The sequence below is a fragment of the Haloarchaeobius ordinarius genome (assembly GCF_051801355.1).
Taxonomy (GTDB): domain Archaea; phylum Halobacteriota; class Halobacteria; order Halobacteriales; family Natrialbaceae; genus Haloarchaeobius.
In genome coordinates, this window is the sequence record NZ_CP196560.1 from 1,414,190 (window position 1) to 1,440,539 (window position 26,350).

34 protein-coding genes, 1 tRNA gene and 1 pseudogene are annotated in these 26,350 nt (G+C 58.5%); 25 read left to right on the forward strand and 11 right to left on the reverse strand.

The features are described 5' to 3' along the window. Window positions 1-167 precede the first annotated feature (167 nt). The 6 genes from ACSC1R_RS07375 to ACSC1R_RS07400 are packed head-to-tail and all read right to left on the reverse strand — an operon-like array spanning window position 168 to window position 3,635. Window positions 168-965 carry an ATP-binding protein gene (locus tag ACSC1R_RS07375; RefSeq protein ID WP_439028424.1) on the reverse strand — a complete coding sequence of 266 codons (798 nt, stop codon included), beginning with the start codon at window positions 963-965 and terminating at the stop codon, window positions 168-170. Further along, window positions 962-1,234 (reverse strand): hypothetical protein, encoded by a 273-nt coding sequence (locus ACSC1R_RS07380; RefSeq protein ID WP_439028425.1) that lies wholly within the window; start codon window positions 1,232-1,234, stop codon window positions 962-964. The genes ACSC1R_RS07375 and ACSC1R_RS07380 overlap by 4 nt, the downstream gene beginning before the upstream one ends. Beyond that, complete coding sequence (locus ACSC1R_RS07385; protein WP_439028426.1) at window positions 1,231-1,812, reverse strand: hypothetical protein; 582 nt, start codon at window positions 1,810-1,812, stop codon at window positions 1,231-1,233. Before ACSC1R_RS07385 ends, ACSC1R_RS07380 begins: the two co-directional genes overlap by 4 nt. Beyond that, on the reverse strand, window positions 1,812-2,297 hold the full coding sequence (locus ACSC1R_RS07390) for a hypothetical protein (protein ID WP_439028427.1): 486 nt from the start codon (window positions 2,295-2,297) through the stop codon (window positions 1,812-1,814). The genes ACSC1R_RS07385 and ACSC1R_RS07390 overlap by 1 nt, the downstream gene beginning before the upstream one ends. Continuing rightward, entirely contained in the window at window positions 2,290-2,877 is a 588-nt protein-coding gene (locus tag ACSC1R_RS07395; RefSeq protein WP_439028428.1) for a hypothetical protein, read from the reverse strand. The genes ACSC1R_RS07390 and ACSC1R_RS07395 overlap by 8 nt, the downstream gene beginning before the upstream one ends. Continuing rightward, window positions 2,877-3,635 carry a hypothetical protein gene (locus ACSC1R_RS07400; protein ID WP_439028429.1) on the reverse strand — a complete coding sequence of 253 codons (759 nt, stop codon included), beginning with the start codon at window positions 3,633-3,635 and terminating at the stop codon, window positions 2,877-2,879. Before ACSC1R_RS07400 ends, ACSC1R_RS07395 begins: the two co-directional genes overlap by 1 nt. A 438-nt stretch (window positions 3,636-4,073) precedes the next feature. On the opposite strand from ACSC1R_RS07400, the gene ACSC1R_RS07405 reads away from it, so the two are divergent. Continuing rightward, a complete protein-coding gene (locus ACSC1R_RS07405) occupies window positions 4,074-4,685 on the forward strand; it encodes a transcriptional regulator (RefSeq protein WP_439028430.1) in 612 nt (203 codons plus the stop codon). Window positions 4,686-4,720: 35 nt separating this feature from the next. Here ACSC1R_RS07405 and ACSC1R_RS07410 read toward each other — a convergent pair whose 3' ends face one another. Further along, window positions 4,721-5,605, reverse strand: a complete 885-nt coding sequence (locus ACSC1R_RS07410; protein WP_439028431.1) for a hypothetical protein — start codon at window positions 5,603-5,605, stop codon at window positions 4,721-4,723. 145 nt (window positions 5,606-5,750) lie between these two features. On the opposite strand from ACSC1R_RS07410, the gene ACSC1R_RS07415 reads away from it, so the two are divergent. From ACSC1R_RS07415 to ACSC1R_RS07435, 5 genes are all read left to right on the forward strand, one after another. Beyond that, complete coding sequence (locus ACSC1R_RS07415) at window positions 5,751-6,227, forward strand: hypothetical protein (protein WP_439028432.1); 477 nt, start codon at window positions 5,751-5,753, stop codon at window positions 6,225-6,227. A gap of 136 nt (window positions 6,228-6,363) precedes the next feature. Further along, window positions 6,364-6,969, forward strand: a complete 606-nt coding sequence (locus tag ACSC1R_RS07420) for a tyrosine-type recombinase/integrase (protein ID WP_439028433.1) — start codon at window positions 6,364-6,366, stop codon at window positions 6,967-6,969. A gap of 54 nt (window positions 6,970-7,023) precedes the next feature. After that, window positions 7,024-7,713 (forward strand): hypothetical protein, encoded by a 690-nt coding sequence (locus ACSC1R_RS07425; protein ID WP_439028434.1) that lies wholly within the window; start codon window positions 7,024-7,026, stop codon window positions 7,711-7,713. A 57-nt stretch (window positions 7,714-7,770) separates the two neighbouring features. Then, window positions 7,771-9,081, forward strand: a complete 1,311-nt coding sequence (locus tag ACSC1R_RS07430) for a hypothetical protein (RefSeq protein ID WP_439028435.1) — start codon at window positions 7,771-7,773, stop codon at window positions 9,079-9,081. A gap of 1 nt (window position 9,082) precedes the next feature. Further along, a complete protein-coding gene (locus ACSC1R_RS07435; RefSeq protein ID WP_439028436.1) occupies window positions 9,083-10,483 on the forward strand; it encodes a hypothetical protein in 1,401 nt (466 codons plus the stop codon). 327 nt (window positions 10,484-10,810) lie between these two features. Here the strand turns inward: ACSC1R_RS07435 and ACSC1R_RS07440 are convergent, their stop codons facing one another. Next, window positions 10,811-11,101 (reverse strand): MarR family transcriptional regulator, encoded by a 291-nt coding sequence (locus ACSC1R_RS07440; protein ID WP_439028437.1) that lies wholly within the window; start codon window positions 11,099-11,101, stop codon window positions 10,811-10,813. Window positions 11,102-11,338: 237 nt separating this feature from the next. Between ACSC1R_RS07440 and ACSC1R_RS07445 the strand changes: the two genes are divergently transcribed. From ACSC1R_RS07445 to ACSC1R_RS07480, 8 genes are all read left to right on the forward strand, one after another. Continuing rightward, entirely contained in the window at window positions 11,339-11,548 is a 210-nt protein-coding gene (locus tag ACSC1R_RS07445; RefSeq protein WP_439028438.1) for a hypothetical protein, read from the forward strand. 124 nt (window positions 11,549-11,672) lie between these two features. Beyond that, a complete protein-coding gene (locus tag ACSC1R_RS07450; RefSeq protein WP_439028439.1) occupies window positions 11,673-11,921 on the forward strand; it encodes a hypothetical protein in 249 nt (82 codons plus the stop codon). Beyond that, the gene (locus ACSC1R_RS07455) at window positions 11,918-12,181 is read left to right on the forward strand and encodes a hypothetical protein (protein ID WP_439028440.1); all 264 of its coding nucleotides are present in this window, start codon (window positions 11,918-11,920) and stop codon (window positions 12,179-12,181) included. The genes ACSC1R_RS07450 and ACSC1R_RS07455 overlap by 4 nt, the downstream gene beginning before the upstream one ends. 41 nt (window positions 12,182-12,222) lie before the next feature. Then, window positions 12,223-13,230 carry a tyrosine-type recombinase/integrase gene (locus ACSC1R_RS07460; protein ID WP_439028692.1) on the forward strand — a complete coding sequence of 336 codons (1,008 nt, stop codon included), beginning with the start codon at window positions 12,223-12,225 and terminating at the stop codon, window positions 13,228-13,230. Between the two features lie 466 nt (window positions 13,231-13,696). After that, a complete protein-coding gene (locus ACSC1R_RS07465) occupies window positions 13,697-13,936 on the forward strand; it encodes a hypothetical protein (protein WP_439028441.1) in 240 nt (79 codons plus the stop codon). An 84-nt stretch (window positions 13,937-14,020) separates the two neighbouring features. Further along, window positions 14,021-15,958 (forward strand): ATP-binding protein, encoded by a 1,938-nt coding sequence (locus tag ACSC1R_RS07470; RefSeq protein ID WP_439028442.1) that lies wholly within the window; start codon window positions 14,021-14,023, stop codon window positions 15,956-15,958. A 275-nt stretch (window positions 15,959-16,233) separates the two neighbouring features. Beyond that, window positions 16,234-16,307: transfer RNA gene (locus ACSC1R_RS07475), tRNA-Phe, on the forward strand. Between the two features lie 284 nt (window positions 16,308-16,591). Next, on the forward strand, window positions 16,592-17,074 hold the full coding sequence (locus ACSC1R_RS07480; RefSeq protein ID WP_439028443.1) for a DUF7347 domain-containing protein: 483 nt from the start codon (window positions 16,592-16,594) through the stop codon (window positions 17,072-17,074). 37 nt (window positions 17,075-17,111) lie between these two features. On the opposite strand, the gene ACSC1R_RS07485 is transcribed toward ACSC1R_RS07480, so the two are convergent. Next, window positions 17,112-17,903 carry an alpha/beta fold hydrolase gene (locus tag ACSC1R_RS07485; RefSeq protein WP_439028444.1) on the reverse strand — a complete coding sequence of 264 codons (792 nt, stop codon included), beginning with the start codon at window positions 17,901-17,903 and terminating at the stop codon, window positions 17,112-17,114. A 200-nt stretch (window positions 17,904-18,103) separates the two neighbouring features. On the opposite strand from ACSC1R_RS07485, the gene ACSC1R_RS07490 reads away from it, so the two are divergent. Both ACSC1R_RS07490 and ACSC1R_RS07495 read left to right on the forward strand, forming a co-directional pair. Next, window positions 18,104-18,790, forward strand: a complete 687-nt coding sequence (locus ACSC1R_RS07490; RefSeq protein ID WP_439028445.1) for a helix-turn-helix domain-containing protein — start codon at window positions 18,104-18,106, stop codon at window positions 18,788-18,790. Window positions 18,791-18,953: 163 nt separating this feature from the next. Next, window positions 18,954-19,271, forward strand: a pseudogene (locus ACSC1R_RS07495) (ATP-binding cassette domain-containing protein); the annotation flags it as partial. A 19-nt stretch (window positions 19,272-19,290) separates the two neighbouring features. On the opposite strand, the gene ACSC1R_RS07500 reads toward ACSC1R_RS07495, so the two are convergent. After that, window positions 19,291-20,154 carry a DUF5995 family protein gene (locus ACSC1R_RS07500; protein ID WP_439028446.1) on the reverse strand — a complete coding sequence of 288 codons (864 nt, stop codon included), beginning with the start codon at window positions 20,152-20,154 and terminating at the stop codon, window positions 19,291-19,293. A gap of 159 nt (window positions 20,155-20,313) precedes the next feature. Here ACSC1R_RS07500 and ACSC1R_RS07505 point away from each other — a divergent pair, with 159 nt between their 5' ends. From ACSC1R_RS07505 to ACSC1R_RS07520, 4 genes are all read left to right on the forward strand, one after another. Then, window positions 20,314-20,508 carry a cold-shock protein gene (locus ACSC1R_RS07505; RefSeq protein WP_261649753.1) on the forward strand — a complete coding sequence of 65 codons (195 nt, stop codon included), beginning with the start codon at window positions 20,314-20,316 and terminating at the stop codon, window positions 20,506-20,508. Window positions 20,509-20,685: 177 nt separating this feature from the next. Further along, window positions 20,686-21,171: a histidine kinase gene (locus ACSC1R_RS07510; RefSeq protein WP_439028447.1), complete on the forward strand. Its 486-nt coding sequence runs from the start codon at window positions 20,686-20,688 to the stop codon at window positions 21,169-21,171. 62 nt (window positions 21,172-21,233) lie between these two features. Further along, window positions 21,234-21,428 carry a cold-shock protein gene (locus ACSC1R_RS07515; RefSeq protein ID WP_439028448.1) on the forward strand — a complete coding sequence of 65 codons (195 nt, stop codon included), beginning with the start codon at window positions 21,234-21,236 and terminating at the stop codon, window positions 21,426-21,428. A 208-nt stretch (window positions 21,429-21,636) separates the two neighbouring features. Then, complete coding sequence (locus ACSC1R_RS07520; RefSeq protein ID WP_261649757.1) at window positions 21,637-21,831, forward strand: cold-shock protein; 195 nt, start codon at window positions 21,637-21,639, stop codon at window positions 21,829-21,831. A gap of 346 nt (window positions 21,832-22,177) precedes the next feature. Here ACSC1R_RS07520 and ACSC1R_RS07525 read toward each other — a convergent pair whose 3' ends face one another. Beyond that, window positions 22,178-23,113 carry a mechanosensitive ion channel family protein gene (locus ACSC1R_RS07525; RefSeq protein WP_439028449.1) on the reverse strand — a complete coding sequence of 312 codons (936 nt, stop codon included), beginning with the start codon at window positions 23,111-23,113 and terminating at the stop codon, window positions 22,178-22,180. Between the two features lie 173 nt (window positions 23,114-23,286). Here ACSC1R_RS07525 and ACSC1R_RS07530 point away from each other — a divergent pair, with 173 nt between their 5' ends. The 5 genes from ACSC1R_RS07530 to ACSC1R_RS07550 all read left to right on the forward strand — a co-directional run bounded on the left by ACSC1R_RS07530 (window position 23,287) and on the right by ACSC1R_RS07550 (window position 26,339). Then, window positions 23,287-23,481, forward strand: a complete 195-nt coding sequence (locus tag ACSC1R_RS07530; RefSeq protein WP_261649762.1) for a cold-shock protein — start codon at window positions 23,287-23,289, stop codon at window positions 23,479-23,481. Window positions 23,482-23,647: 166 nt separating this feature from the next. After that, on the forward strand, window positions 23,648-23,842 hold the full coding sequence (locus ACSC1R_RS07535) for a cold-shock protein (protein ID WP_439028450.1): 195 nt from the start codon (window positions 23,648-23,650) through the stop codon (window positions 23,840-23,842). A 657-nt stretch (window positions 23,843-24,499) separates the two neighbouring features. Beyond that, a complete protein-coding gene (locus tag ACSC1R_RS07540; RefSeq protein WP_439028451.1) occupies window positions 24,500-24,730 on the forward strand; it encodes a MarR family transcriptional regulator in 231 nt (76 codons plus the stop codon). A 157-nt stretch (window positions 24,731-24,887) separates the two neighbouring features. Then, window positions 24,888-25,418 carry a 50S ribosomal protein L16 gene (locus tag ACSC1R_RS07545; protein WP_439026229.1) on the forward strand — a complete coding sequence of 177 codons (531 nt, stop codon included), beginning with the start codon at window positions 24,888-24,890 and terminating at the stop codon, window positions 25,416-25,418. Between the two features lie 36 nt (window positions 25,419-25,454). Next, window positions 25,455-26,339, forward strand: a complete 885-nt coding sequence (locus ACSC1R_RS07550; RefSeq protein ID WP_439028452.1) for an ATP-grasp domain-containing protein — start codon at window positions 25,455-25,457, stop codon at window positions 26,337-26,339. The last annotated feature ends 11 nt before the right edge of the window (window positions 26,340-26,350 follow it).

Below are 26,350 nucleotides of genomic sequence, written 5' to 3' on the forward strand. Positions count from 1 at the left end.
AATATGCTATAATGAACCAAGTTGGTCCTCGGCCAAGTCAAGGAGCGTCCTTACCGTTTCAGCGTTGGACCCGACCGTCCCTGGTAGCTCGTCGTCAAGGCGCTCTTTCAGTTCGTCTGCTCGTCTCGCGTCTTCTCCGTATAGCGTAGCGTGCCACTCACTCATCGTTAGACCTTGATTTTCTTCCCTTGCTTCCCGAGGTGCTCGCTTTCCATCTCATCGAACATCCCCGTTGTGTCGATACGTCGCCGTTCGCCGCTGTTGTCGCTGTAGATCCACTCGGACCCGATGGTGTTCTCGTCGTCGTCCTCGTGGCGTTGAAGCGAATCCGGCCCCCCAGTTCGCCCGGTCGTATCAGGCTTCAGTGAGTCCGGACAGTTAGGTACGCTCCGAACCTGCGGGTTGTGCAGGTCCTCGGGGTACTCGATGACCTTCGCCACCTTGTCCAGGTCGGCACTCGACTCGAAACCGCCGAGGATGCGACTCTGACACTGCGAGATAACCGTCTCCTCCATCTCGGCGGGTCGCTGGCTGACCCAGATACTCGATGCACCCTCGCCGCGGCCGGTCGTCGCCAGTCCCTTCGTCGGCTTCGGTGTCTTCTCGCTCTGAGGTGCGACGAAGTGCGCCTCGTCGACGACGATAAGCACTTCCCGGAGCCGCCGGGCCGCCGAGATGATGGTCGCGCACACGTCCCGCCAGTCGTCCTCGTTGACGCCGGGATGGCGCACCAGGACGACCTTCGGGTTGGTCGCGAGGAGCTCGCGCCACTGGCGCTCGGACCATTCCATCTCCCGGGGGCCGACGATCCACCACTTCGCAAGCCCGGCTTTCACCAGCCCACGGTACTCGTCCTTGAAGTCGAGAACGACCATGTGCTCGTACTCAGGCGCGTTCTTCTCCATCAGGTTCTGCGCCTTCGCTGACTTTCCCCAGCCCGACTGTGCCGCTGCGAGGAGATTCATTCCGCCTCCTCGTCGAGCGCGTCGACGTCGATGACCATCGAGCCACCGAGTACGAGGTCGTGGCCGTGCCAGCGCCGGACCTGAACCGTCTCGCCGTCTTCGAGCCGCCGCAGGTGGTCCTCGGAGAGCGAGATTTCTTGGTCCGTCCAGGAGCGACCTGAGTCTGGGCTACCGTACGTGACCGACTCGACGGCGTACCAGACGAGCAGACCCACAACGTAGCCGATGAAGAGCCACTCCTCGGTGTCGAAGTCGAACCGTATGGTCATTCGACACCACCTGCCTTGACTGCGTTCGTGGCGTGCTGCACGCCAGCCTCGACGGCCTGCAGGTTGCCCGCGAGAACCGTCTCCATGGCCTCGGCGCGGCTGAAGTTGACCACCTCGCGCTCGAACTCCGAGAGCGAGATGCCCCACTTACGCTCGACGTGGAGCCCGGCGATCTCCTCGTCGGAGCATCGCTCGAACTCCTCGGGAGCACGGTCGCGGTAGGTCGACGCCCACCGCTCCTTCTGCGTGTCCCACTCCTCCTCGGAGAGACCGGCGTACGACTGTGCGTCTTCGGGGTTGTTGAGATGATCCGCGATGACTTCCCCAAACCACCAGTCCTCGAACTCACCTTTCGCCATCGCGTCGACGAGCGAGAGGAGCTGGTCTTCGCGATCCTCGCGGGTCGTCGTTCGCTCCAGGCCCTCCATGCCAAGGGAGTCGTGTAGCTCCTCGACGGCGGATATCTGGCGGTCCTCGATCTCGGTGACGACCGTCACCAGCGCCTGAATGTGTTCACTCTCGGTCGGGTCCTGTGCTACCTTCTGCAGTCTCCGCAGTCGCTTCGCGTTGTCGAACATCAGAAATCGGCCTCCTCCAGCAGTTTACTCGGCAGTTCGGTCTTCGTCCCCACGACGACGGCCATGAACATGGCAGTCGAGAGGAGCAGGGCCTGTTCCGGGGGCATATCGGACTTGCCCCGCGAGGCCATCCAGTCGTCGAAATACTCGTCAAGGTGGAGTTCGCGGGCTCGCGCTTCGTCGACGTGGTCGGCGTCCTCGATGCCGTACTCGTCGATGAGCGCGTTCGAGACACCGACGAGGGTACCGACGTACATATCGCCCCACGAGTCGCCACTGTCGCTCCGTTTCGCCGGGGGCGAGTCCTCGGTCGTGTCTGGCTCCTCCGAAGCGGTGGCGTCCGCACCGGCGTCGGCTTCCACCTGGTTGGCCAGCGCGTCGAGGTCGACGTCGGCCATCTCGTCGGGTTCCATCTCGGGCTGGTCCTCCTCGGCGGCATCGCCCGTCTCCTCTTCGGGAGCCTCGACAGCCTCGGGTTCACTCAATGAGCTTCACCTCCTCGTCGGTGACGGCCTCGCTCTCGCTGGAGTCGTCGCCGGTCACGTCGTCGTCGGAGACCTGCTCGGTACCGTCGCGAGATTTCACGACGAACAGGATGACGAGTAACGCGAGCACGGCGACCAGAACCATCGTCGTCGAGCCACTCAGAGAGGGAAGACTGAGCCCTCCCGAGCCCTGGTCGGCGGGCGCGTCGTCATGGTCGTCTCCTTCGTCCCCCGTCGCTGGGGGGTTGCGCTGCCCCTTGTGTTGCTGGTCGTACTCCTCTCTGGTCGGCATGTCCTGGTCGTCGTCCTCGTCGGGGGACCCTTCGCCCCCCTCGTCTCCCCCTTCAGAGGGGTCCTGTTCGCTGGTCGCGGTCCCCTCGTCGGCCCCCTCGCTGTCTCCTGATTCAGGGGACCCTTCGAGGGTGGTCCAGGGCCTCTCCTTGAGAGCCTGCCGGTGCTCGGGGTCGTTCATGGCACTGATGTGCCCCCTGAGGTTCTCTGCTCCCTCGAACGGCGGGGGGCCATCGTGCTGGTCTTCTGCCTTCGAGCACTCTTCGACGGGGCAGTAGACGCCCGCCATCAGAGGGCCTCCTGGGTGATTTCACGGTTCCCCAGCTCCTCGAAGGCCATCGGGTCCTGCCCGAACTGGACCCGTATCTCGTTGATGCCCGCGGCGGCCTGCTTTGCCTCCCCCAGACCAGCGCGGAATTGGGTCCAGAGACCCTGCAGTGCCCCATACGCGGGGCCGGGAAGCTCCCCCTTCGCGGGGTCGCCTTCTCCCTCCGAGAGGATGGCTTCGACCTGGTCGTCGGAGAGCCCGCACCCTTCGACCAGGAACTCACAGGCTTCCGCCTCCCCGTGAGCACAGTGGTCGGCGGCGTGGTCGCACTGCCCGTCGAGGGCCTCTTCGACCCCTGCCAGCCGCTCGTCGACGCTGGCCTCCTGGTCGAGGCGGTCGCCCTGCTCGTCGCGGGCGGCTCGATTCATCACCTCGCGGTGTTCGTCCACCGTCAGGGTGGGGTCGTAGAAGGCAGTCCAGTCGTCTACGCCTGCCTCGCGAGCGATTCCCTTCACCGACCGGGCGTGCAGGACGTTGGTCTCGGAGAAGTCGATTCGGTCCCGTTCGTGGTCTTCGAGGGGTATCTGCCCTCCTCGGCTCCCCCTGTCGTCCCTGCTGGAGGCTGCCTGGACGGCGGCCTCGTCGAGGACCCGGTCGGGGGCATCCCCGACCAGCGTGACCACCTTCTTTCGGCGGTCGTCGTAAGGGCAGAGGTGCTCCTCGTGCTCCCCGCGAAAGGCATTTGCGTCGTCTCTACTCCCGAATTCTATCTCAGGCATCCCAGCAGGACACCTCCAAGGGGTATCGTGTCGACACCATGCCCGGTCGAGGGAGTTCGACCGGCGTAAAGGGAGGAGCGTGTGCCCTGTTGTCTCCCCAGATGACTGCCCATTTTTAGTCGTCGAGACCGTTGGTAATCTCGTATGTCCGGAGCGATGAAGGCACAACGTAGGGCCGCGCAAGCGGTGAGTGATGATAGCGCAGTAACTCCGTTCGGAACCTGTTCCGCCCAGAACCGGAGTGGGTCAATTTACGCTGTTATCCCGTCCGAGATTCGAGACGCGCAAGGCCTTGAGCAAGGATCGAGCTTGGCGGTTGGCTATCACGCTGAGACAGGGACGGTTCTAGTGACCCCCGTCTCTGATGGTAGAGATGCACCTTGGTTGGGGTCGGTATCGGTCGATTGAACTATTGCTTAGAAGTTAGTTTGGCGGTGTATGTCCGAAGCTCGTGATATTCTACAGAAACTGGCAAGCGACTTCGCTGGTGCGATTCCTACTGTCGATATAGACGCAGAACATGAGCGTTGGGATCCCGGTATTGGACCCTTTGAGGAAGAGAAGCAACTCGAGATGATACTCGCAGAGATGGCGGATTCTGGAGCACGCCCCGATTATATCGACACCGAAGAGCCGTATCCGGGGAGTAGAAGACGGTGCGACCTGGTCATCGAGGGTCTTGACTGTCGCATCTCAGTCGAGGCGAAGCTACTGCGATTCAGACGCGACAACGGGAATATCGACCCGAACATGTACAAGAGCGTATTCAGTCCGTTCCCAGAACAGCGTTCGTCTTCACTACTCACTGATAGCCGCAAACTCGTTGATTCAGGTTTTGAGCTACCCAGCGGGCTGCTTGGCATCTACTATGAGAAGGACGAGGAGGAGTACGAGCAGCTCACTGCTGAACAAATCGCAGAAAAGTTCGAGCGGGACGTAGAGTTCTGGTACGATTTCGACATAGAGACGGTCGCAATAGAGAAGTTCGATGGTCTACAGCACTCCCACTTTGGACATGGCGCCGTAATCGCCTGGATTCTCTATGACTAGTGACGAACTCCGTCGCGTATCTACGGCTTCGATATTTAAACGACAGACAGGTACTTTGGCTCTTCATCGATGGTAATTCCGTACTCCTCTTGCAGAGATACTTGATACTCTTCAAGATCGTCCTTTAGTTCGGTTGATTCATCCAGTAGCCTCTTCTCTTCTTGTTTCAGTTCAGAATATTTTTCGCTGACTTCCTGATCCATTATCTGAATCAAATTTGTTCTATGTTGCTCCCAGATTTCATAGTGTTTGTGTGATTCTCCGTATTCAGGAGCCTGTTTAATTATTGCACTCAATAGGCTACGGAAGTCGGACTCCCTTTCAAAAGAGTCGTCCAACCCATTCTCGGTAAGGTACTCTCTTACGGGATGTTCTAGCCCAGATTCAATCTCGTTTGAGAGTTCAACCATCTCGATAATCTGGTCGTCATACTCTCTCATCCGGTTCCATAGATCCTGACGAGAAGCTTTGAACCTAGAATTTACCCCTGGTTGATTGATCTGGAGGAGTGGGGTTAGAGACTCAAATGTTAGCATCGTGTATTGTCCAAAGCCCTGGGCCATATCCAGATTCATATACACCCAGTCAATCTCCGATTCTTGCTCTATATTCTCAATGTTGTTCTCCAAGGCGGTGATGCTGGGTAGCAATAAATTATAGAGGAGGTTCCGAACCAGAGGTTTTTCGTTCTCTCGCTGTTTCTCCTCAACCAGTTTTTCGTTTTGGTTTAGAGTAACTAAGGTCAAGAGAGCAAGCATTAAAGTACCAACTGCGCCGGCAGCACTGATTGCCGCATCCACCTTTTGAGAGGGACTTAAAATCGACCACTGATTAGAAATTATGTATCCAACAGCCCAAAAGAGGGGTATCACTAGAACTACTACTGTAGATTGGAGAACTGTTGACTTTTGAATTTGCATATAATTCGCCATTATAGCCCAACGTCTAATATCTGCTTTTGATAATGACTCGAAAATGCCAGTCTAGACTGTGGTGGAGTCAATGGTAGTTCACTTTCACTCTACCTTCCAAAATTATAATATGTTTGAACAATCAGGGTGGTGTATGGGTTCGAAGAATAACGAGACTCAATTTATCTGGGCGATCCTCGCCTTGATTCTGAGTTACTCACTGGTCGAATACCGGCCTTTGTTCTTTGTGGAAATTTTGGAATCGCTCCGTTGGGGGGTTGCTGCGATTTTTACGGGACTCGCGATATATGTCGGTGAGAAGTTCGTTTTGAACACTGATGACTCGTTTGCAGTAGCATTCGATAAAATGCTAAAAAAGCAGGAGTTCCTCGTGGTTAGTGCTGCAGTTATCATCATCGGTGCGACTGTCAGTGGTCATTTCCTCAAGATAATTGTTGAAATTCTAAGAGACGAGCGGTACCTCATCTCTGCTTTGGGGGCTACGTTCCCAGCTCTCTGGTTCTACATTCACGGCCAGATACCGAACTGGAACTCAAGCAGTTTTACTGGTCAGAGTTTAGCGCTGATACTGTTCGGCACAGGGTTGATGATTTTCCCCTGGGTTGTATAGCTGATTTCGTGTTTTTTCACAAGCGTGCAACCGACTCGGTCCCACCGAGCCGAATCGCCTGAAATCCGGCATCTCACAGAACCCCCTGCCCAGCGCCGGAACACTCTAGGTTCACGAAACTCAAGGAAAGCGTGCAATGCGGTGTGAGAGAAACAAGGATGGGTCGTTCAACGTCTGGATGACCCGCGACGAATATCACGAGTTGCCCCGAGCCGCAGACACCTTTCAGCGCGAGATCGCCATCCGACTGATGGGCGATTGCGGGCTCCGAGTCGCGGAGGTCCTCGACGTCGAACCGAGGCACATCTCCAGAAAGGCCGACGGGAAGCACTACGACCTGGAGGTCGTCAGCGGGAAGGACACCACCGGCGAGTACGCGGGTGGGAAGCATCGCGAGACGTGGCTCCCGCGCGAACTGGAGGCGCTGGTGAATCGCTACTGCCAGCAGCACAACGTCGACGAGGACGAGCCGCTCATCGACCGCGGGAAGCGAACGGTCCAGTACTGGGTTGAGCAGGCCGCCGAGGTCGCGGCTGAGGAGACTGGTGACGAGGACTACCTGCGAATCTCGACGCACGACCTGCGGCGCTGCTGGGCGAACCACCTCCTGGTCGAGGAGAACGTGAGTCCACGAATCGTGATGGCTCTCGGTGGTTGGTCAAGTTACGACGCGATAGAGCCGTATCTGGTCGCGCCTACAGAGGAGAACATAATTGAAAGTATGATCGACGTTCAACTGTGAGCAAATCTCAAAGCGGTAAGTAGAATTAAGTGCTGGATAGGATACTGATTGAGTATGAAGTCAGGAAGCCTCGCGATCATTCAAGATCAGGGAAAGGAACTCGAAACGTACCGCCGAAATCTAACTCGGGATGGTTTTGAGGTTGAAGACTTCCTTGAGGTTAGGCAAAAATATACTGACCTGAACGGAGACATTTTAGGAATTTCTGGTCGAGCGGCCTTACAGATCCCTGAAGAGACTGAGTCGGTTGAAATAGATGACGGGTCAATTTCTGTAGCCAAGGTCCCGGAAATTGGATGGGTATATACTGACATTCTATACGTTCCTGACGAATTCGTAATAATTGGTAGCGGCGTAAAGAATCCTGTTATTTCACTAATTGAAGAAGCGATGGATGGCCATGTTGAGAAAGCGGAAATCGACCTTCGAAAGCATTCTGAGTATTTACAAGATGAAGTGGGCAAGGAGAATGTTAACCCTTGGAAAATCGGATTCTATGGGAAATCCGGAAATGCGAACAACGGGGTCGTTCACGGCGATCAACTTCTTGAGGACTCGGATCTTGGTTCGATATTACAACAAACGATTCCCAATCAACTTGGATTTTCTTTTCCCAGAGATGGCCGAAAGATGAAAACATTTGTTACTGAGAGTGGATATGTGGAGGTATACCAGCCAGATAATTTCGATACTGCAGAGTATCTCCAGTTTATCCGGTCGGACATCCTCGAATTTACAAACTAATGGTGGTCGGTGACGGTAACAACATATATATAACGCCGGGTTGACGTATCTTAGAAAATGAATCATCAAGCCTACTCCCCCTCCCAGATCGCTCACACTGTAGATTTCGGGCGTTTAAAAGCGACGATGGGTGAAATAAGGAGAGGCAATTTAAATAGCTTGAATGACGAAATTCGTGACCGTTCCTCAGATTTACAGACCCCTCTCCAGCGTCAAGACATTATTGACTGGGTTAACTCTCTCAGCTTTGAGGGCAGAAGTCTCGTCATAGATGCAATTCTACGCCGTGAAAAAGAGAATATCTTAGATAACAGAAAGACAAAGCTAGATTTCATGCCTCAAGCTGAAACGAAAGAAGTTGAGGCAGCAGCTAGAGAACTTAATTTAAACTGGATAGCTTACTATGATTCTTTCTTTAAATTCTCGAATGGCAGTATGAGGGTCAAGAAAGTAAAATCGATGGATCCTGTGCTTCAGGAGGTTGCGGACGAAGCGGATTCTCCCGAGGCCGCTCAAGAATTATTCAAATCCTTATGTGGCGAATCAGAATCCTCGGAGGTGTACGAACACGCTGCTGGGGACCTCCCGGCCCCGATAATTGGAAAATTGGATTATACGCCAAAGCCGCGATTGATTCGGTTCACGAGTTCCTCAGAAGTCTATTTTGAGTTTTGGACCCTGGGCAGTGAGAATTCAATTCACGATGCAAAGCGTGGAGAGACCATTTATGTGTATGATGTTATCCGGTCTATGATTAATCTCGACATCGATAAAGGCATCATACAATATTCGAGTGATAAAAACTCTCAAGCTCATATGCGAAACCTTCTCGAAACTTTTGCAGAGAATTTCACATTTAGTGGAGGAGACGAATATTATACCGATGGAGGAATGTTCGCGGATCCAGTCGCAGAATCCTTTGATGATGTCGATATAAGCAGACAAGATATTGCGGATATACGTAGTAGCTTAGCAGTTATTACTACGTTCGAGTCCTTTCAGGGACAAAACTCTACAATCAGCTTTTCATCCAGCCAAAAGAAGGACGTCGAAAATGAGCCCAATCATGATGTATTCGACGGCAATCCTATCCGCCGAGCGAACGTTCAATTACTCTTTGACGACCCTCAGAACGATTGTGATTTCCTTTCGCCAGAAACGGTTACGGATGTCGTTGCAGTTGATGACGACACAAACATCGACGAGATTCTTCATGAGCTTGAAGATGAACCAGATATCGAATCACCTGAGTACATTACTGTCTCGATGCATGTTGAGAAGAATACAATCCGAATTGATAAGGAGCGTTTGAAGCCAGATACCCGAAGAAGAGTGTTTAAATTGATAGCGGAAGAATTGGGTTGGTAAGATGCAAGAAAAGTGGCTTTCAGATAACGACCACTTTAGTGTGCTTTCGCACATTATTAGAGTCACGACTACGGGAGGTGTTTTATTGGAAGATGAAATTTCAGAACACCATGGAATTTACGATGAAGCAGCTGCTGAGGGGTTAGCCAGCAAGGACGAAATATTCACATGCCCTCAGTGTGATACTCAACATTCTCTGAAATTCTTGCGTGAATATTGTGATTGTGGATTTGAATTCCCGGACAAAGATAATATTGAGCCTGATGTTGTCCAATACTACGATAAGTCATATCCTGCAGAATTTAGTTCGAAAGTGAAGGACACGGACAAATTCAAGTTTCGATTCTCTAAAAACAAACTCGATGAATTCTCCGCGTCAAATCTCCATCCTCTAACATCATCTACTGTTTGGAACATCCATATCTCTCCCTATTATCATTCTGAGACTGGATTTTATCCATTTCCCGGACATTCTGATGTCTTCCTTAGTTGGGAGAGTGTTCCTCAACTGCTGCTTAAAACAGATGATGCTTTGGATGAGATTGGAAATCGGTTTTCTAAGTTAGTCAATGAAAACGACGATTTTCCATGGCCGGGAAACGGAAACTTAAGCTTTGATTGTGGTCTCGGAGCTCCGTCTCCCGACTCGGTACGAGATGACCCTTGGTTTACTATGTTGAGAGATACGACTTCCGGAATCGCAAACGAGCGATCTCAATCAGAATTTGAGATGCAGTACCACAAATTGTTCGAAAAGTTGGGCATAGAATTTCTACATATGTTATTCCCCCATGCGATGAAGTTTCAAGCGGGAAAAGAGGGGTCTCCAGAACCGGACGGCTACCTTCATACGCTCAGAGAGGAAGCTAAACAGACGTATCTAGTAGAGTCGAAAGCATATTCAGCTGATTTTAAAATATTTGAAGAAGAGGACAAGAATTCCAGATATATTCATAATTTCAAAAAAGAAATCGAACCAGATTCGGATTATAATCTCCGTGGGGTAATCTTCTTAGCCAGTAAATTTGATAAAGTGCCCCATGACGTTCATAGTTACATATATCGAAATATCGAGATTGATAGTTTAGACATTATTTGTATCAATGACCGTATGATGGGAAAAGCAGTAACTGAGCTTCGGGACCTATACCGAAGAAATCCAGCCGCAACATATCGGCTATACGACGAGACCGGTTGGTACTATGATTTGTTAGATGGATTGGCCAGAATGACGGAAACACGAGGCCCCAATCTCGATTGGTTCGAAAACGAATTTTTAGAATTGGTTCACGACGTGGCAGATCAAGAAACCAAAAGAGAGGCAAATCTACGGAAGGGGTTCGAAGACACGCGAACCAGGGGGTTTGAGTCACTGAGGCAACGATTTGCTAGCTCAGATTAACCTCTGAGCGCTCTTTGTGGGCTTGGATGCGGCTGATGCGCCGCATCGATTTCCCCCTTCAGATACAGCTGCCCCCAAGTCGTAATCATGTACGTCCGGTCGGCCATCGGCGCAATCATGTCTGCATCAGCGAGTACAAAACATCGCTCGGCCAATCTGGCTTTACTCGCGTACCTGAACTCGTGCTCGTAGCTCATCGTGTGAGGGGTGGCCCACGAGGTCTCGTTCAGGTGTTCGAGGATACGGTCGTCTATACTCATCATCCACTCTGCGGAGCGACGGAATCTTATGGTCATGGGGGGTGGGTAGCGTCTTGGACTGGTAGTGTCAGTTTGCTTCTTCGGATGCCGAGATGTCGCCGTTGCCGTTGTTGGGCAGCTCGTTGAGCGCGTCTTCGCTGGTGTCGTACTCTCCAGCGAGGTAGGCCTCTCCCTTGTCAGTGATTACGTACACACCGTTGCCGACGTGGGTCAGTAGCCCGCGTTTTGCGAGTTCTTTGCAGCGTTTGGCGATGTACTGGCGGGAGTAGCGGATTGGGCCCTCTTCCATCATCTCGGTAGGGGACCCGTGTTCGTGGTCGTGGATGTACTCGAGCACTCGGTCGTCTACGAGTGCCATCCATTTACCGGATTTCCTCATTAGTTCCTGTTTCTCCAGTAGGCACCGATGCTGATAGTAATCTCCCTAATCTCTAATAAGATATGTGTGAATCATCTGGAGTCGTCGTAATCTATAAGAGACAAGCGTCTGAATAGGCGAGTGCGGAGCCACCGACTGGATGTAGAAGACTCTCTTGGGCGGTGTGAAGACCGGGGCGCGTTGGAGCGCGCCCCGAAAGGTGGCTCACTCAGACCAATGAGTGCTAAAGCCAACACGGGGCTGGAACCCCGTACGGGACGAGACGAATCGCCCAAGGAAAACAGTAACGACGCGGGCCGGTGCTACATCTGCGGCGGCTACGCAGACGGCATCGACGCGAAGTCCCGCGAGCCCATCTGTCGACAGTGTAACGCGGCCTACGGACTGCTCGTCAAGCGCGCCCTGAGCGGAGGCCTGCGCGCATGAAGTGCGTTCGCTGTCGACGCGAGCACGACACCGATGCCAGTCGGTGTCCCAACTGCGGCGGGACTCCTGCCAAGGAGTTCGATGCGGAGCTGGTTCTTCGGGCCACTCTCGGAGGTGAGAAGGCGTGAGTACCGAGACGCCGTCCGCGGTCGCGGGCGACCTCGAGGACGAGCCTGCGGGTCCCCTCGATGCCGAGTTCTACGATGTCGAGACGCATCAGGTCGTCGTCGAGCTGCCGGACCACATCGAGGAGGAGATTGCGCGCCGGATGGAGATCGTCGGGCGCAACCCCGAGGAAGACCCGGAGAAGTGGTTCGACTACGCGCTCGACCACGTCGACCTGCGGTTCGCGCGGGAGGTCGAAGGAGAGTGACGGGTGTCGACTGGCCCGCGCTCTTCCGCGAGTTCGGGCTGAACAAGCCCGACGCGGCCGACCACCGACACGTCAGCCGCACGCGGCTCACGCTCGCCCTGAGCGCGACCGACCAGGACGTGCGCGGTGGGAGTGCGCTCATCACGCAGGCCGCCCGGCGCGGTGAACTCGACGTTCGGACGGCGACGTCCCCGATGGGCAACGAGTTCGCTGCAGGGTACCTGCCGCCGTCGATGCTGTCCCGAGGTGCGTCGACGTGAGCGACGACCTCGAACCACTCGGGCCAGGGGTGGCCGTCGAGATGTACCTGGAGGCGAAGCAGGACGACCTGACCGAGGCGACGCTGAAAGGGCAGAAGTACCGCCTCCAGGCGTTCGAGCAGTGGTGCATCGAGGAGGGAATAGAGAACCTCAACGTCCTCACCGGCCGCGACCTGTACGCCTACCGTGTCTGGCGACGCGAGGGCAACGGTGATGGGCGAGAGTCCGTCAAGCCAGTCACGCTCCGAGGGCAACTCGCGACGCTGAAAGGGTTCCTCCGGTTCTGCGGCGAGATCGAGGCGGTGCCGAAGGACCTGCACGACAAGGTCCCGTTGCCCACGCTCGACGTCGGCGAAGACGTGAGCGAGTCGACGCTCGATCCGGAGCGCGCCCAGGCCATCCTCGACTACCTGGGGCGCTACGAGTACGCGAGCAGGAACCACATCATCGTCCTGTTGCTGTGGCGCACAGGCTGTCGGACCGGCGGTCTTCGCGCGCTCGACCTTCGGGATGTCGACCTGGAGGGCGAGCATCCGGCGGTCAACGGACCGGCGATTCACTTCGTTCACCGACCGTCGACGGGCACCCCGCTGAAGAACAAGGAGCGCGGCGAGCGGTGGAACCGTATCGGCGCACACGTCGCGCAGGCGATTCAGGACTACATCGACAGCCCACGAGACGATGTGAGGGACGACCATGGCCGCGAGCCGCTGCTGACCACGCAGCACGGCCGACCGAATCCCTCGACGATTCGGAGCACGCTCTACCGCGTCACGCGCCCCTGCTGGCGCGGCGAGGAGTGCCCGCACGACCGGAAGCCGCGGGAGTGTGAGGCGACCCAGATGAAGAAGGCCAGCCAGTGTCCGTCTTCCCGGTCACCGCACGATCTGCGGAGCGGTCGAGTGACCTATTACAGGAAGCACGACACCCCCCGTCAGATCGTCCGAGACCGACTCAACGCGAGCGAGGACATCCTCGACAAGCACTACGACCGGAGAAGCGACCGACAGCGCGCAGAACAGCGGAGCGAGCATCTTCCAGACCTATGATTCAGGCACACGACGTTACGACCGAATCGACTCTCGCAGAACCGGGGACCGGCAGGGCCCATTCGAGGTGCACGAGCGAACGCGAGTGCTCCGAGTTTCTGTGCTGGCGATTCGAAGCAGGGAGCGAACGCTGTGAGCGACCGAGGTTCGAATCCGGCAGGGCCCATCGAGCGCCGACCCGTTTTCGTATTTGCCGGACGACGTCAGAACACCGCTTCTACTGTCCGATACCGACAACAGAGTGGTTTCGAGACCGTCTGAATATCTGGAGCCCAACCGGCAAGCATACCGTCCCTTGCCACCGAGTGGTCTCTCCGAGTAGATTGACCGACTCCGATTCTGCGCAGAGCATTCCCTGAAAGGGGTCGCTGCCGCGTCGTCGTTCACTCGAATGACATTCGCGTCGACCCGGGGTTTTCCGAAACTGCGAGGCTATAGCTTTACTGATAGAGCGCGAATTGTACGTATGTCGAAATTTGAGGCGACGTTCGAGATTCAAGATAAGACCGACGCGCAGGCGGTCCAGACACTCATGGAGCGCGCGTACAATGCGTTCCGCGAGGAATTAATGCTACACGACCGGGGCGATAGCCCACCGGACGAAGTACTGGCAGCGTTCGAGGCTATCCGGGATGCGACCGAGCGCACGTCACCTGGGTCACTGACGATCGTATACGAGCAACACGACGAGCCGTTCGACGACTGAAGCCGTCTCGTGGGGGTCGCGTTCGCCATGGACTCCGGCTCTTCCCCATCGGATTAAAGTACCGGACTCACGAGATTGTAGTAGATGACTGGGCCGATTCGAGTCCTCCACGTCGACGACGAACCGGCGTTTCTGGACCTCACGACGAAGTTCCTCGAACGGGAACTGCCGAATGTGGCGGTTCGGTCGGTTCGGTCGGTGTCGGCCGCGCTCGAGTCCTTCGACGAGTTCCAGCCCAACTGTGTCGTCAGCGACTACCGGATGCCGGACGCCCACGGCCTCGAACTGCTGGATTCGGTCCGCGAGCGCGACCCAACCATCCCGTTCGTCCTGTTCACCGGGAGAGGGTCAGAGCAGGTCGCCAGCGACGCGATTTCTGCGGGCGTGACGGACTACCTCCAGAAGGGGAGCGGCACGGAGCAGTTCGAACTGCTCGCCAACCGCATCCAGAAGGCAGCGGAGGCGTACCAGACGCGGGCTGCGTTCGCGGAGACCGAACGGATGGTCTCGACGCTCATCAGTAACCTACCGGGGATGGTGTACCGGTGTCTGAACGAGCAGTCCTGGCCGATGGAGTTCGTCAGCGAGGGGTGTCTCGACCTGACCGGGTATCATCCGGAACAGTTCGAGAACGACGACGTGGTCTGGGGCGAAGAAGTCCTCGTCGAAGCCGACCGCGAGGCGGTCTGGGAGGAGGTACAGGCCGCACTCGACGCCAGCGAACCGTTCGAGGTGACGTATCGAATTCGTCGCCGCGATGGCGAGCTCCGGTGGTTGTGGGAGCAGGGGCGTGGCGTGTACCAGGACGACGAACTGGTGGCGATAGAGGGATTCATCACCGACGTCACCGACCGGACACACTACAGACAGCGGCTCGACAGGCTCACCGAGACCGCTGGGCGACTTCTGGAGACGGGTGACCGACACGAGTGCGCCTGGGTCGCGGTCGAGGCGGCCTGTGACTCGCTCGGCTTCCCAATCGCGTCGGTTCGACTCTACGACGAGGAGTCGGGGACGCTCGACCCGATCGCGTTCACCGACGACACCGCAGAGACGTTACACGGCCGGCTGGCGTTCCCCGGCGAGAGTGGCCCGGCGTGGGAGGCGTTCACCACCGGCGAAGCACAGGCGATTCCGGAGTTGCGAGAGACGGAGACGACCGTCGAGGCGGCCGTCGAAATTCGGTCACTGCTCGCGTTGCCACTGGGCGAGTTCGGGGTGCTCGCCCTCGCCTCGCCTGCGCCCGGTGCCTTCGACGAGAACGACCGAAACCTCGCTCGGATTCTGAGCGCGACACTTCAGTCGGCCGTGGAGCGAGCCGACCGCGAGAGTGCGCTTCGTGACCGCGAGGTGGAGTTGCGAGCCCAGAACGAACGGCTCGAGGAGTTCACCAACATCGTCAGCCACGACCTGCGGAACCCGGTCGGCGTGGCCCGTGGGCAACTCCGGCTGGCGAAAGAGACCGGAGACAACGCGCACTTCGAGCGGGCGGACGAGGCACTCGAACGAATCGAAGCGCTCGTCTCGGACATGCTGACGCTCGCCAAACAGGGTATCGTCGTTGGCGACACGGAGGCCGTCCACCTCGACGTAGTCGTCCACAACGCGTGGAAAGCAGTCGATCGTGACGGTGCCGAACTGGTCGTCGAGTCGAATCTAGGGCTCGTCGCGGACTCGAGCCGTCTCCAGCAGTTGCTGGAGAACCTGCTGGCGAACGCCGTCGAACACGGTTCGACGGGCCACCGGACAGCAGGGGGTGACGGTTCGGTCACGGTCACGATCGGGAGACTCACCGATCGCGACGGCTTCTACGTCGCCGACGACGGGCCTGGCATCCCCGACGCCGACCGGGACGAGATCTTCGACCCCGGGTTCAGTACCGACGAGTGTGGGACCGGATTCGGCCTCGCCATCGTCTCGCAGGTCGCACGTGCACACGACTGGTGTCTCACACTCACCGAGAGCGACGAGGGTGGGGCCCGGTTCGAGTTCGCGAACGTCACCCTCGCCGAGAACGGTTAACATGCCGGCCGTGGTCTCTTCTTCGCTCGCCGTGACCCGCGTTGCAAGTCCGAGCTGACCACCAGGGAGTCGACGGTCGACGACGTGACAGTCGTTCTGCCGGAGCCGTGGCTTCGAGCAATCGGGTCGAATAGGACCGAGATGGACGGGACGACCGTCTGTGAATGCCACCTGCGACACTCCCGCTGACTCGCCGACGGCGGTGTGGTACCCCACACCGCGGCCGCGTCACATCGAAATCCTTTTTTGTATCATCGGCGGAGTGTAGGATGCGCGCCGCCTTAGCTCAGACTGGGAGAGCACTCGACTGAAGATCGAGCTGTCCCCGGTTCAAATCCGGGAGGCGGCATTAGACTCAGAGTTCAAATGCCTGCGGTGCTGCGCGGGCGGGACTTCCGACGTTATCTCACAGCCAATTCGTTGAACTCGACCTACGGCGCTCTCGATTAGCGAACGATTCATCATTCAAATACTAGCTGAAGGAAACTCTAAACGGACTCTGCGAGACATGTAGTAACGTCGTTTATTAACATACCTACGTACTGCTCTGCCTACCGGAGCAGCTCTTGCCCAAGGGCACGACGACTAGAGGTTTCGATATCGCCGCTGAACGGGGTGTAAATACGAAAGACAATGAGTGAGGATCGTTCGGTAACGGATATTATTCGCCTTCTCGCCGACGAGATACGGGTTGGTATTCTCCGTGCAGTTGCTGTTGCGCAGTACGAACTCGAACAGGTCGGGTCAGGGGCTGCTGAACTCGCGTTTTCTGAGATCTACGATCACGTCGATGTAGAGAATACGCCGAAGCTGTCATTCCTCCTCGGAGAACTACTTCACCGGAAGCGTCGAAAACTTTCAGCCGACCTCCATTCTGGTTCTGTACTGCTTCGTCAGACCGGAGAATCGCCAGTCGGACGTCGTCGCCCTCAATTGCTACCATTTCGCCTCTATCGAGGATATCGCCATCACCGTGAGCGAGCGCAGAACTGTGACAATCGACGGACTCCGAGCCTCCCGATGCAGTACCACTACAGCCAGCAAGCCCAGCCGCGACTGTCACCCCGAGTCCCACGAGCACCTGTCGTCTGGAGTGCGAGCACCCATCGTCATTGATAGATGCTCTCTGCTCTTATTCTCGAACCATTACTGACTATTCACGGAGGAACGCCTCGACTTCCGCTGCGATTCGTTCCGGGGCTTCACCCGGACCGCTGTGACTGACGCCGTCGAATTCGACGAGCCGACTGTGCGGCAGTGCGTCGTGAACGCCGCGAGCGCTCTCGCGGAGGAATTCTGGGCCGTTTGTTCCGGTCATCACGAGTACGGGCGCTGCAACCTCCAGCGCGTCCGGGAGCTGATACTGTTCGACAGCGCGATTCATTCGCACGACCTCCTCGGCGAGCTCCACGCACCCAGGCCAGACCGGCCATTCAGCCAGCCACGCATCGAAATCCTCGATTCCATCGGGATGGAGGACCAGCTCGATGTAGCGTTTCACAGCTTCCTGTCGTTCACCGTCCTCGATGAGCGTCGCCATTCTGTCGGCGAGATCGGCCGCTGCGCGATACTCGTCGGGGAGCACCGCCGGTTCGTACGCCAGAACCGCTTCGACCGCCGCATCCGTTGCGGACTCGACTGCTGTTAACGCACCGTAAGAGTGACCGAACAGGATCGGCTCACCCTCGACAGCGTCCACGAGCGTGCGAACGTACCTAGTTTCACGGTTCAGTACTTCACCGGCGCTCGTCTCCGCTGGGTCGTCGAGACACGTACCGAATCCCGGTCGTTGCGGGATTACGGCAGCATATTCCTCGAAATGCGGCAAGACAGGGTTCCAGTACTGACGGGGGGCCATCCCTCCGTGGAGGAAGATCAGTGGCTGGCCGTCGCCGTGTCGTTCGTAGGCTATCTCGGTGCCGTTTGCGGACTGTGTCGTCCTCATGCGACTCGATCTTCGAAGACGACGGGGCTAAGCCGTTCTCTCAGTCATTGGGCTGTTTATATGTGCCGGAGGGAGACTGGTGCCTCTCTTTTCGGACAGACCAAACGGAGCCGGCGGTGATGAGTTTGAAGCGGCAGCGCAGACTGCTTCTCGACGAGCTGTTTCGACAGCACCAATATGATAGATAGAACCAACGACATATGGGACTCGTCGCTGAATTCAACATCGACTGTCAGGCGCTGCCACTTGCTGGCGTAGCGGCGGACGTCCGAGAAGCGACAGTGACGCTCGACATGCAGTTCAATCACGGGAACCGCCCCCTGTTTCTCGTTACCGTACAAGACGGTTCTCAGTCGGCAATTGAGAACGCCTTCACCGACGCATACGACGTCGGAGAGTGGAAGCTTGTTGGAGAGGCCGGAGAGACTCGTCGATACCAGGTATTGCCGGCACTCAGTCTGGAGGAACAGCTCGGTGAGCATCTCGACGATCTTGCAGGTCTTGAAGCCCTCGCCACTGCCGACGCGATCATCGAACGGATCACTGTGGTGTCTGGCGGATGGCGACAAACCGGCTGGTTCGCCGACCGGGACGCGTTTCGAAAGTTCTCCTCGTTCTGGCAGCGGAACGCCGGCTTCCGGTTACACCGCCTCACACGAGATGGAGAGTCTGAGCCGCCGGGCGACGGACTGACCGACCGTCAACACGAGGCACTCCGAATCGCATACGAGCTGGGTCATTTCGACATCCCGCGGCAAGCGTCCTTGGAAGATGTCGCTGCAGAACTGGGCATCTCTCCGTCTTCGGTCTCTGAACGACTGCGCCGGGCCCAAACCCAACTCATCGAGGAGACGGTGGCTACGACGTGGCCGCCACTGCCAAACTGACGAATCGTAACCCGCCAGTTGACGGGGTTGAGGACTTAACCGCCCTCACGAATTCGAGAATTCCCTACCCCGGACCAGCCTGATGTTTCACTCGCCTATGGCGTTGCAACAGGCACGACACTGATCCGAGGCCGATTCAGACTCCTCGAAGCGTCAAACTGCTATCGACGCGGAGGAAGTCCACGTAACGTACGACGATGGAACAGAGGCCGTCCGAGGCGTCTCTCTCGATGTCGAAGATGGCGAGCTCTTCGGCTTTCTGGGCCCGAACGGGGCCGGCAAGACCACCACGATCAAGACCCTCGTCACGCTGCTGTACCCCACACAGGGATCAGTACGCATCAACGGCTACGATACGAAAGAGGATCCGCAGGCTGTACGTGAATCCATCGGCTACATGGCCCAAGAGACGAGTATCGATTCCGAACTCACACCCCGTGAGAATCTCCGCGTCGCGTGCCGGACGGATGGCGTTCCTCGTCTTCTCTCGCTACCTGGTCTCAGTTGTCTCCCGTCCCCGCTTCGAACTGCTGGAGGGCACCGTGCACGCGCGAACTCGTGTTGGGGCTCAACAGCAGGTACGCGGCACCGGTCGCCGTGACACGGGTTATCCAGCGGGCGAACCGGCGGCGGGCCTTCCAGCGGGAGTCGAGTGCGACAGCGTTCCGCCAGGCGCTGTCGCGGCCTTCGCGGATGGTACGGATGGAGAGGGACTCGTCGAGGCGACCCATGGACTCGTCGACGGTGGTGATGCCGGGTGCGTCGTAGTCGGCGGCGAGGGTGTCCTGGGCCTCGTCGACGAGGCAGCGGAGGATGTCGTTGACGGTGCAGTGGTCGGCGTACTTGCGGCGACGGTCGGACGAGACGCCAGCTTCGTGGAGGGCGAACGCGAGGTCGTAGTTGATGTGGGCGTTGATGCCGAGCATGGCGTCCTGGACGACGAGGCAGTCGCCGCGCTCGGCGGCCTCGAACGCGAGTTGCCAGGGGTCAGAAAGCGCGGCGAGGTTGCCGGTCTCGAAGTCGAGGAGGGCCTGCCGGTAGCGGTTCGCGAACTCGACGAGGTAGCGGGTGACCCACTCGCCGTCTTCGAACTCGCCGCCGTCGATGCCGGCACCGACCAGTTCGGTCACGCGGCCGTAGATGGAGAGGAAGACGGCCCGGCGGTCGTCGCGGTCGACGAACAGTCGTTCGAGTGTGAGGAGGCGGTCGTGGGCGTCGGCGACGGAGGTGAAGGGGTCGGTGACCAGTGCGACGATGTCGGGGTCGCCCGTGTGGTGACTGTCGGTCGAGGGGCGGGCGTGGCGGAGGCCTTCCCAGCCACTCCGCACGCGGTGGCGACTCGTCACTGGCCCCGCTTCCCTCATTTGCCCGGAGTATGTCGCGTACTGAGATAACTATTCCCTCTGTCGTGACCCGGTTGTGGCGAGCATCGGGGTGGTTGTCGGTGGGGCTGTCCGGAGGGGACCAGGCGTGTTCTCGTCTCCACAAACCTTTTCCGCTGTCAGGCGGACTATTCAAGAGCAATGGCGACAGGCAAGGTTGACTTCTTCAACGACACCGGCGGTTACGGCTTCATCGACACCGAGGATTCTGACGAGGACGTTTTCTTCCACATGGAGGACGTTGGCGGTCCGGATCTCGAGGAAGGACAGGAGGTAGAGTTCGAAATCGAGGACTCCCCGAAGGGTCCCCGCGCGAAGAACCTCACTCGGCTGTAAACTATCGGGACTCGGCCGTCGCGAGACGGTACGCACCGATTCGATTTTCACATTATTCACCGCCGAACAGCGGTGTCGCCGCCAGAACAGGTCGCTGGACTGGACACACTGGAAACCGTGGCGTTCGCTTTTGCGCCCATAGTGCCAACTACTAGCACACTGGGGTGTCATCGAGCCATGTCGATCTTCCACAAAGAGAAGCACGCCGGAGAATCGCCGTTCGAATCGCGGTTCAGGTGGCGAAGCGGCGCAGCGTCAGGGTTCCTCGCTGCTGGCGTGACCGGTCTCGCTATCACGCTGATGGGGTTCGAGACCCTCCGGGTCGCCATCGCGGGGCTGTACGGGTTCGAGGGCGTCCTCATGGTGGGTGTGTTCGCACACTTGCTCCACGGGATGCTGTTTGGCATCCTGTTCGCAGGAATCCTTGCCGACCCCGGGCTGTACGCGGTGAGTGACTGGCTCTGGAAGACGGTCCTCGCGGGTGCGGTGTACGGGGTCGTTCTGGCGGTGTTCGGTGCGGGCATCATCATGCCCATCTGGCTCGGTGCGGTCGGCGCACCGACTCCGCCGACCATCCCGAACGTGACGGCACCGCTCGTCGGCTGGCACCTGCTCTACGGGGTAGTCCTCGGCGGCGCGTTCTTCTTCCTGGAAGCATCGTGAGCGCACCCGGAGCAGGCCGGTAGCCGCAAACCTCGTATCCTTTGACGACGTATAGCTATCCAATGGCAAAAGGTAAGGTTGATTTCTTCAACGACACCGGCGGCTACGGCTTCATCGACACCGAGGACTCTGACGAGGACGTGTTCTTCCACATGGAGGACGTCGGCGGCCCGGACCTCGAGGAGGGACAGGAAGTAGAGTTCGACATCGAGGACTCCCCGAAAGGGCCCCGTGCGAAGAACCTGAAGCGACTGTAACGAAGCGGCAGTAACGGGAGTCCGCTCGGGTCGAATGCGGCCGTCCGTCGACGGACGGCTGCTGCCGACACTCGAGATACGCAGTGACACGTTTTCTGAGCCACTCAACGCTCGAATAGCGGCTTCTCTGGCTCTGTGCCATGAGGACGCTGGGCGGGGAGCTATCTCGGAAGGCTTAACGGCAAGCCGCACGTTCTTACGAATTGAAATGGCGAAAGGTAAGGTTGATTTCTTCAACGACACCGGCGGCTACGGTTTCATTACGACTGAGGATGCGGACGAGGACGTGTTCTTCCACATGGAAGACGTCGGCGGCCCGGACCTCGAAGAAGGCCAGGAAGTAGAGTTCGACATCGAGGACGCCCCGAAGGGCCCCCGCGCGACCAACGTCACCCGTCTGTAAGCCGCCGCAGTCTCACTGCGACCGCTGACGACGAGAGACGATCCAATTTTTCGCGGACGACACGACGACGAGTGCCGACGTTGCGTATCGTGGTATCACTGACTGGTGAGCGCCAGCGCTCGGCTGGGGGACAGTCCCGGGGAACGGCACGGTCGTCACCGCGACCGACAGGAGGAGGTTCACCGGTGAGAAGTGCGTCGCGTTCGAGTCTCATCACGCTCGGAGGACGGGGCTGGGACAGCCTGAACGGGTGACACCGTTGAGACGATTTTGTCGCTGTTCAGGCCGTTCGAACGGTCCGGACGGAATCCTCCACGTGGTGGACGAGAGACCCCGAACGAGGTAGTCAGGGTTCGACCAGTCGGGAGTCGTCGTCCTCCTGGGGGGAGGCGTATCGGTCGGTCGAGACGGGTGCTTCTCGGATGCCCCCGAGCGCCGGTTCGTCGACCCTGAGACCGCCGGTGAGTGCATGCTGGGTGGTCGTGCTGAGGTCGATTCCGTGTGCGCGACAGCGTTCGTGAACCGCGGTCAGGTACGCGGACCGTATCTCTGGGTGCCTGCGCCGGTCGCGTTTGTGCAACCAGACCCGGGCCGTGATGACGACCGAGGTATCCGCGAGGTCGGTGACGCGAATCGTCGGGGCGGGCGTGTCGAGGATGACGTTGTTCTCCGCGGCGACCGCCCGCAAGAGGTCGATGGCTGCCCTGACGTCGTCGTCGTAGCCGATACCGAAGTCGTAGGTGATGCTCACGGGGTCGTTGACCGTCTGGTTGCGGATGGTGACGGTGACGAGCCGCGAGTTCGGGATGAGGACCGTTTCGTTGTCGGGCGTGCGAACGCGCGTGACGCGGAAACCGATGTCGTGGATGGTCCCCGTCACGTCGTCGATGATGATGGTGTCGCCCACGTTCAACGAGGGGTCCTGAATGATGAACACCCCGGCGACGAAGTTCGAGAGGACGTCCCTGGCGGCGAACCCGACCGCGAGGGTGACACCGGCCGCGACGATGGCCGAGCCGAGGAATGCGGTCCGGAACCCGGCCGCGGCGATACCACCGGTGATTGCACTGCCGAGGACGAGAACGTGGACGACCTTCCCGAAGGCCTGTTCGAACGTCTCGTTCAGTCGGCTGCGTGCCAGGACCCACCGGACACCGGGCTCGACGACGAAGCGACCGAGCAGGTAGAGCGCGAGCGCGGCCACGGTGAACTCGACAACCTGTATCACGAAGTCGTCGTACCGGTCGACGAGCGGACCCGGTGAGAGCTGCGAGACCGCCATGGTACTCTAGTGGCGGCCGAGCTTCATAGGGGGAGAGGTACTCCCTGCTGCTGATTTTTCAGTGAGTCGTTCGGTCGAGTCGACACCTCGACGACGGCTGCCGGTCTCGAAATCATCACGATGGCGAGATATTCGGAAGGGTTATCCGTGTCCGTCCGGTCCGTTCACAAGCAATGACGACAGGCAAGGTTGATTTCTTCAACGACACAGGCGGCTACGGTTTCATCGACGCTGAGGGCGAGGACGACGACGTATTCTTCCACATGGCGGACGTCGGCGGCGAGGACCTCCAGGAAGGTCAGGAGATCGAGTTCGACATCGACGACGCCCCGAAGGGGCCGCGCGCGACGAACGTCGTCCGGCTGTAACGACGCGACGGTTCTACTCACAGACCAGGTACGACAGCTCTCTCGACGTTCGCGGCGGACCCGAGACGACTGTTCGAACCGGACGTTTCGGTGACCGAGTACCCCGAGCAGCAGCGATGGGGTATCTCGAAAGCGTTATCTCACATTACCGACTCCGTGCAGTCGTATGGTGAAAGGCACTGTGGACTTCTTCAAGGAGTCCGGCGGCTACGGTTTCATCGACGCTGAGGGCGAGGACGACGACGTATTCTTCCACATGGCGGACGTCGGCGGTGAGGACCTCGAAGAGGGCCAGGAAGTCGAGTTCGACATCGTCGACGGCGACAAGGGCCCGCGAGCGGCGAACCTGTCCCGTCTGTAAGGCGGCCCAGGAGACAGGCAGACGAACGAACGACGTACTTCTTTCGACCGCGTGCTCGCACGTCAGTGGCGACGCTGGATGGCGTGTGTCACCGGTGAGAGCGCCGTCGTTTCCATCCGGTCGGGCCGGCATCCGTCCTCCCCGCCGCTGGTCCGGTCGAACGAACGGGCAGTTCCACTCGCGACAGGGATTGAATAGTAAAAACTCTCGCCTATATCTCGTATTTTGTTGTGAGTGTTTTGAATCTCAATCGTTTACTGGCCATCTTTGCGCTAGTAGGCAAGATTTTAATACAGGGGTCCAAAGACGTAGATGCAGCGGTCACCCGCTGTGCGCTGGAGTCTCACTTGCCCACGTCGGGCACGTGCCTCTACCGAGCGTACCCTGCCGATACTCATGCTCAGACGGCGGCCGTGAGTGGCTGCATGGCCGTCGTCCCGTGTCCTACCACAGTCGGCGGTTCGCGCTCGTCGGTATTCTTCGCCGAGTTGCTCCGTCAGTCTGACCTCGGCCAAATCGATTTGACATATCACGACATAGTGTGTTGTATATTCTCACCCGTGTGCCAGCATTTCCATATACATTTAATGCCATATTAGGAGTTTTCACTCTCCTCAGCATAGATTTATATTGGAGAAAGTCGACCTCTCAAACAGAATGAGCATCCAACAGGCTGTCGTCAAACCCACCTTCGAACCGCTGCCCGAAAACCTCACCTCGCCTCGCGCCAAGCTGGTCTACTTCTTCCTGGAGACGGCCGGCTCGGCGACCGTGGACGAGATTCAGGACACTCTGGGGATGAAGAAGATCGCCCTCCTCAGCGTCCTGAAGTCCCTGTCCAAAGAGGGACTCGTCGAGCGCGACGGCAACGAGTACGTCTGCGCCTGAGCTGACTGGTCTTCTATCGTTCACTTCTCCCGCGCCGCTCTCTTCCTCCTGCACTCCCCGGTCGCGTCGTGTCCCGCCGGCTTCGTGTGGCCGACTGTCGTCGCTCCCGCTTCGAAGGCTTTATTCACGTTCTCAGCCTCAGTTGTCCGTAATAACCATGTCGGACAAACCCGCCTCGATGTACCGGGAGATTTCCAAGCCCGCGTACACGCGACGTGAATACATCACAGGCATCCCCGGTTCGAAGATCGCACAGCACAAGATGGGCGACACGGCGTCCGAGCCGGATGACTGGCCGGTCCAGATCAGTCTCGTCCTCGAAGAGGAGTGCCAGATTCGTCACGGGTCGATGGAGGCGTCGCGGCTGTCGGCGAACCGTCACCTCATCAAGGAACTCGGCGAAGGGAACTACTACATGATTCTGCGGAAGTTCCCACACCACGTCCTGCGCGAGAACAAGCAGGCGACGGGCGCAGGGGCAGACCGTGTTTCCGACGGGATGCGTCAGGCGTTCGGGAAGGTCGTCGGGACCGCCGCACGCATCCAGCGTGGCGAGCGACTGTTCACGTGCTGGTGTACGGTCGAGCAGGCACCCGTCGTCAAGGACGCGTTCCGCCGCGCGTACAACAAGATCTCGCCGCCGTGCCGCGTCGTCGTCGAGAAGGGCGAAGAGAAACTCATCGCGTAAGCGAGCGCTTTTGCTCGCGCGCTCGAACGCCCTCGCATGGTCGACCTCGCTGTCGTCACCCGTGCGGAGACGTTCGAGCGTATGCGTGCGCCACTCCGAGAGCGTGGCGTGTCCGTCCACCACGTCCAGGTCGACGAGCGGACGCTCCCGCTCTCGCCCGCGGACGCGCCGTTCTCGCCAGGTGACTTCGACGTCGGTTTCGTCTACCCGACCCGGCTCATGGAAGGAGGCGTGGCCGATGCGTTGCTGGACGTCCCATGGGTGAACGGCCGGGACGCGATTCTCACGTCCCGGAACAAGGCTGGCGTGCTCGCGCGCCTCGGACAGGCCGGCCTCCCGGTCCCCGAGTCGGTCGTGGTGTCGAACCCGGTCGACGAGGCCGAACTGGCCGCTGCCTTCGAACACTTCGACCCGCCGGCCGTCCTCAAACCGAACTCGACGACCCGGGGGGTGGGCGTCGCGAAGGTCGGCGACCTCGATTCGTTCCTCGGCGTCACCGACTACCTCGACCTCGTCCACGACTACCGCGCGACGGGGGACCGGTCGTTTCTCGTCCAGGAGTACGTTCCCGACGCGCGAGACTACCGGGTGATGGTGCTCGACGGGAACTACGTCGGCGCGGTCGAACGGCGGCTTCCCGACGCGGACCGCGAGGCGGGGCGCTGGAAGCACAACGTCCACCGGGGGGCGACCGCGACGCCGGTCGACCTCGACCCCGAGTACCGGCGGCTGGCGGAGTCAGTCGCAGCGACCCTCGACATCACGTTCCTCGGTGTGGACCTGCTGGTCGACGAGGAGGCTGGACGAGTGCTGGTCAACGAGACGAACGCGCGCCCGACCATCGACGACGCGGAGAAGTACGAGGCAGGGTTCTACGACCGGCTCGCGGACGTGATTCGAACGACCGCAGAATCGGGGTAGGCGGGGTAGGG